This window comes from Blastocatellia bacterium (assembly GCA_035275065.1).
In the GTDB taxonomy this organism is placed as follows: Bacteria; Acidobacteriota; Blastocatellia; order UBA7656; family UBA7656; genus DATENM01.
Map to the genome: position 1 here is coordinate 1 of DATENM010000070.1, position 5098 is coordinate 5098.

6 protein-coding genes are annotated in these 5098 nt (G+C 59.8%); 3 read left to right on the forward strand and 3 right to left on the reverse strand.

Annotated features, from left to right (window positions below; genetic code table 11):
* The 3 genes from VJ464_17170 to VJ464_17180 all read left to right on the forward strand — a co-directional run.
* A partial coding sequence (locus tag VJ464_17170) for a cbb3-type cytochrome c oxidase subunit I (GenBank protein HKQ06868.1) occupies nt 1-1011 on the forward strand: 1011 nt, incomplete at its 5' end.
* An 87-nt stretch (nt 1012-1098) separates the two neighbouring features.
* Nucleotides 1099-1788, forward strand: coding sequence for a cytochrome c oxidase subunit 3 family protein (locus VJ464_17175; protein ID HKQ06869.1), 690 nt, complete (start codon nt 1099-1101; stop codon nt 1786-1788).
* Between the two features lie 10 nt (nt 1789-1798).
* On the forward strand, nt 1799-2107 hold the full coding sequence (locus VJ464_17180; GenBank protein HKQ06870.1) for a cytochrome C oxidase subunit IV family protein: 309 nt from the start codon (nt 1799-1801) through the stop codon (nt 2105-2107).
* Between the two features lies 1 nt (nt 2108).
* Here the strand turns inward: VJ464_17180 and arsS are convergent, their stop codons facing one another.
* From arsS to VJ464_17195, 3 genes are all read right to left on the reverse strand, one after another.
* Nucleotides 2109-3089, reverse strand: coding sequence for an arsenosugar biosynthesis radical SAM (seleno)protein ArsS (gene arsS / locus VJ464_17185; GenBank protein ID HKQ06871.1), 981 nt, complete (start codon nt 3087-3089; stop codon nt 2109-2111).
* A gap of 33 nt (nt 3090-3122) precedes the next feature.
* Nucleotides 3123-3455 (reverse strand): arsenosugar biosynthesis-associated peroxidase-like protein, encoded by a 333-nt coding sequence (locus VJ464_17190; protein ID HKQ06872.1) that lies wholly within the window; start codon nt 3453-3455, stop codon nt 3123-3125.
* Nucleotides 3456-3873: 418 nt separating this feature from the next.
* Nucleotides 3874-5098: sodium/proton-translocating pyrophosphatase (locus VJ464_17195; GenBank protein ID HKQ06873.1), on the reverse strand; the 1225-nt coding region annotated here is incomplete at its 5' end.

Sequence of the window (5098 nt, forward strand, 5' to 3'; positions counted from 1 at the left end):
GTCATCGCCATCACCGTGCTGTTACTAGCGCTAGAGCGCATCGCCCACGTCGGCATTTTCGACCCGGCCCTCGGCGGCGACCCTGTGCTGTTCCAGCACCTCTTCTGGTTCTACTCGCACCCGGCGGTCTACATCATGATCCTGCCGGCGATGGGGGTGATCTCCGAGCTGATCGCCAACATGGCGCGCAAGAACATCTTCGGCTACAAGTTCGTGGCCTTCTCATCGATTGCCATCGCGGTCTTCGGCTTCCTGGTCTGGGGGCATCACCTCTTCACCTCGACGCAATCGATCTACGCCGGCATGGTCTTTTCGATCCTCAGCTACGCGGTCGCCATTCCGTCAGCGATCAAAGTCTTCAACTGGACGGCGACCCTTTATAGAGGGTCAATCTCGTACGACACACCGATGTTGTATGCCTTCGGCTTCATCGGCTTCTTCATCATCGGCGGCATGACGGGGCTGTTTCTGGCGGCGCTCGGCCTCGACATTCACATGCACGACACTTACTTCGTGGTCGCGCACTTCCACTACATCATGGTGGGCGGGGCGGTGATGGGCTACCTCGGTGGCATGCACTTCTGGTGGCCGAAGATCACGGGCCGCCTGTACCCGGAAGGCTGGGCGCGGTTCGGGGCGCTGGTGGTCTTCGTCGGTTTCAACCTGACCTTCTTCCCGCAGTTCCTGCTCGGCTACATGGGCATGCCGCGCCGTTATCACGCCTACCCGGATCATTTTCAAGTGCTGAACGTGATGAGCACCGCCGGCGCGTCAGTCCTGGGCGTGGGCTATCTGATCCCGATGATCTACCTGGCGTGGTCATTGAAGTACGGCCCGAAAGCGCCGGCGAATCCCTGGGGGGCGGTCGGCTTGGAGTGGACGACGCCATCGCCGCCGCCGACCGAAAACTTCTACCAGACGCCGGTGGTGACCTGGGACGCTTACGAGTTCCGCCCGATTGAAGAAGCCGAAGTCGTCGGCGCGACGCGGCCCGACGAGCCCCTCGGCTAGACGGGCGCAAGACGGCTGCGGCTGGCTTGAACGTCAGCCGCACAACGGAAGCAAGGGAAGCCAATTTGACGCAGGGGGAATTGAACTTTGGCTGATAGTCATGTAACAACGCACTATGGGCTGGCGCACCACTTTGACAACATGGAGCAGCAGAAGGAGGCCGGCTCGCTGGGGATGTGGACGTTTCTGATCACCGAAATCATGTTCTTCGGCGGCATGTTTTTGGCCTACATCCTCTACCGCGGCAAGTATGGGAATGATTTCGCCATCGCCAGCTCGCACTTGAACTGGAGGCTCGGCGGCGTCAACACCATCGTGCTGATCGTCAGCTCCCTGACCATGGCCATGGCGGTCTACTTCTCGCAGAAAGGCAACAAGAAGTGGTTGCTGATCTGTCTGGTGCTGACCATGATGTTCGGCGCGACCTTCCTGGTCGTCAAGGCGTTCGAGTACCACGAGAAGTACGTCACCCACCACATCCCTCTGCGCGACTTCTGGAGCTGGACAGAGCCCAACGGCGAGGCGCTGCCGGGCGATTCGGGCCACGTGCAGATGTTCTACTGGCTCTATTTTGCGATGACCGGCGTGCATGCGCTGCACATGGTGGTCGGCTTAGGGATCATGGCGGTGATCTTCTGGATGGCGATGCGCAACCGCTTCACCCCGGAGTATCATTCGCCTGTAGAAATCAGTGGCCTCTACTGGCACTTCGTTGACATCGTCTGGATATTCCTTTTCCCGCTGCTCTATTTGCTGGGCGCGCACCTGACGCATTGAGAGGGAGGTTATGTCGGAACACGTCGTTACACCGAAAGTCTATGTCTCGGTCTTTCTGGCGCTGATGGTGCTGACGGTGCTGACCGTCATCGTCGCCTACTTTGATCTGCATCGTTTAAACGTCATCATCGCGCTCGGCATCGCGATCATCAAGGCGTCGCTCGTCGTCCTGTTCTTTATGCACGTGCGTTGGAGCTCGACGCTCACCAAGGTCTTCGTCGTCGCAGGCTTGTTCTGGCTGGTGATTATGGTATCGCTGACGCTGGCCGATTACCTGACGCGGCCTTCGTGGAGCCCGAGCCTGCCCGGCCCGCAATAGCTCAACCGGCGGTGGCGCCGCCGCAGCTTGAGCCGGCGCCCGCCGTGCAGCCATAGCAGTGGTTGGCGGTATTGATGCGCCGCCCGGCGAGCCCCGCGAGGTCGAAATCCTTAATCGTCCGCGGCGCGCCGTCCGCCAATCTCAGCTCGATCATCTGATTGAAATCGCAATCAAAGAGCCGCCCGTCCCAGCCGACGCTGATCAAATCACGACACATCAAGCCGCTGACCGTCGCCGGGTTAAAGCTCGCGACCAGCTTCTGCATGTAGCGTTCGTAATTCCCTGAGCGCCGCAGGTAATCGAGGAAGCGGCTGATCGGCATGTTGGTGATCGTGTAGAGGCGGTCGAAGGCGATGTCGTAACGCGCCCGCATCTCGCGCTTAAAGTCACGCTCGATGCCCTCTTGATTCGGCGGCAGGAATGCGCCGACAGGGTTATAGACGAGGTTGAGCAACAACCCCGTCCCTTCCATCCCGTAACCGCTTTCGTTCAAGCGGCGCAATGCCGTGATGCTCTTATCGAAGACGCCCGCGCCGCGCTGCGCGTCGGTCTGTTGCGCGAGAAAGTAGGGCAGCGAGGCGATGACTTCGACACGGTTGTCGCGGAAGAATTCCGGCAGGCGCTGTTTGCCTTCGACGAACTGCACGGTCAGGTTGTGGCGCACCATCACATGGGCGCCGGCCCGGCGCGACTGCGTGACGAGATGCTCAAAGTTCGGGTTCAGCTCGGGCGCGCCGCCCGTAATATCAACGGTCGCGATATGGAAGCGGCGCACAGCGTCCAGCACCTGCTCAGCGGTTTCGCGGCTCATGCTCTCTGTGCGGGAAGGCCCGGCGTCTACGTGACAATGCTTGCAGGCTTGATTGCAGACCTTGCCGACGTTGACCTGAAGGGTCGTGGGCCGCGCGGCGCGCAGCTCACCCAGGCCGTGCGCGGCGAGCGTCTCGTCAAAATCTTTAATCGCTAATACGGGCAGATTCACTCCACAGCTCCTCATGTGGGTGCGACGAAGGATTCACATCGAGACCTTATTAACGGCGTTGTGTGCCTGCACGCCGTGGATGAGCGTCGCGCCGCCGCGGATGGCCGAGGCCATGTGAATCGCTTCGGTCATCTGCTCCATGTTCGAGCCGGCTTCGAGACAGGCTTTAGCGTAAGCGTCAATGCAGTAAGGGCACTGCAAGGCGTGGGCGACGGCCAGGCCAATAAGCGCCTTCTCGCGCCGCGACAGCGCCCCGTCCTGCTGCACGGCTTCATACCAGGCCATGAATTTTTCGAACAGGTCAGGCCGGTGTTTGCCGATGTCGCCAAAGCGCTCAAGGTCGTCTTCTTCGTAGTAGTGCATGATTTCTCCTTAAACCGATAAGGCACCCCCGAAGAATCATACAAGGCGGATCATCATAAGCAAAGCAGCGACGGGTGCGACGGAGGTAGTGTTTGAAAGCCGTGCGACCGGACACCCGGTTTGTAGCCTATGCGAACAGATAGCCAATCGAAGCGGGCTCGAAAAGGTGCAAAAAAGGCCGCAAAATCCCGATTTCTTAATTCCCGGGACCTATCTTCGGACATGGCACGGCGATTGAAGTAGTATCCGACGAGTTCGGAAATTGATCGAACACTCACAAGCGTCCACAGACACGCACGCTCGCTTGAATATTACTTATTTTACACTTGACGTGGCGGTGTCAGATGGTTTGTGAGAAAAGAGGGAGCCGTAAGGCTCCCTCTTTTGATTTTAGGCCCTTTGATGATCGCGGCCCGCGAGATTACTTCTCCGCCTTGATGCGCATGCCGTAGAACGAGCGCCAGACGAAGAAGAGCGCCACCAGGAAAAAGACCGCCGCCAGGATGTGGCTGAAGTCCTCGCCCCGTTTCTCGGTCAGGCTGACCGCCAGCTCGACTGCCAGCAGCCCGAACAGCGTCGTGAACTTGATGACAGGATTCAGCGCCACCGACGAGGTGTCCTTGAAGGGATCGCCGACCGTGTCGCCGACCACCGTGGCGTCGTGTAGCGGCGTGCCCTTCGCCTTCAGCTCGACCTCGACGATCTTCTTGGCGTTGTCCCAGGCGCCGCCGGCATTGGCCATAAAGATCGCCTGGTAGAGGCCGAAGATGGCGATTGAGATCAGGTAGCCGATGAAGAAGAACGGCTCGACGAAAGCGAAAGCGAGCGTCGCGAAGAAGACCGTCAGGAAGATGTTGAACATGCCCTTCTGCGCGTACTTCGTGCAGATTTCAACGACCTTCTTCGAGTCTTCGACCGAAGCCTTCTCCGTGTCGAGATTGATGTTGTTCTTGATGTACTCGACCGCGCGGTAAGCCCCGGTCGTCACGGCCTGCATCGACGCGCCCGTGAACCAGTAGATCACCGCGCCGCCCGTGATAAGGCCCAGCAGGAAGGGCGCGTGCAGCATCGAGAGGTTGACCATGTACTCGGTCTTCAGCCCTTCCGTGAGCATCATGATGATCGAGAAGATCATCGTCGTGGCCCCGACCACCGCCGTGCCGATCAGCACGGGCTTGGCCGTCGCCTTAAAGGTGTTGCCCGCGCCGTCGTTCTCTTCGAGCAGGTGCTTGGCGCGCTCGAAGTTCACGCTGATGTTGTAGTCACGGCTTAGCTCTTCCTCGACATTCGGCACCTGCTCAATAAGCGACAGCTCGTAAACCGACTGCGCGTTGTCCGTCACGGGGCCGTACGAGTCGACGGCAATGGTCACCGGACCCATGCCGAGGAAGCCGAAGGCGACGAGACCGAAGGCGAAGACGGCGGGCGCGACCATCAGGGCTTCGAGCCCCTGCGTGCTGAAGGCGAAGGCGATGGCCATCAAGGCGACGATGCTGATGCCGAGCCAGTACGCGCTGAAGTTGCCCGCGACGAGGCCGGACAGGATGTTCAGCGACGGGCCGCCCTCGCGCGACGACGTGACGACTTCCTGCGTGTGGCGCGATTCCGTCGACGTGAAGACCTTCACGAACTCGGGAATGATGGCG

Bases quoted from the DNA above. Each gene is read 5' to 3' on its own strand.
- VJ464_17180 (HKQ06870.1), top strand. From the start codon at position 1,799: ATGTCGGAACACGTCGTTACACCGAAAGTCTATGTCTCGGTCTTTCTG.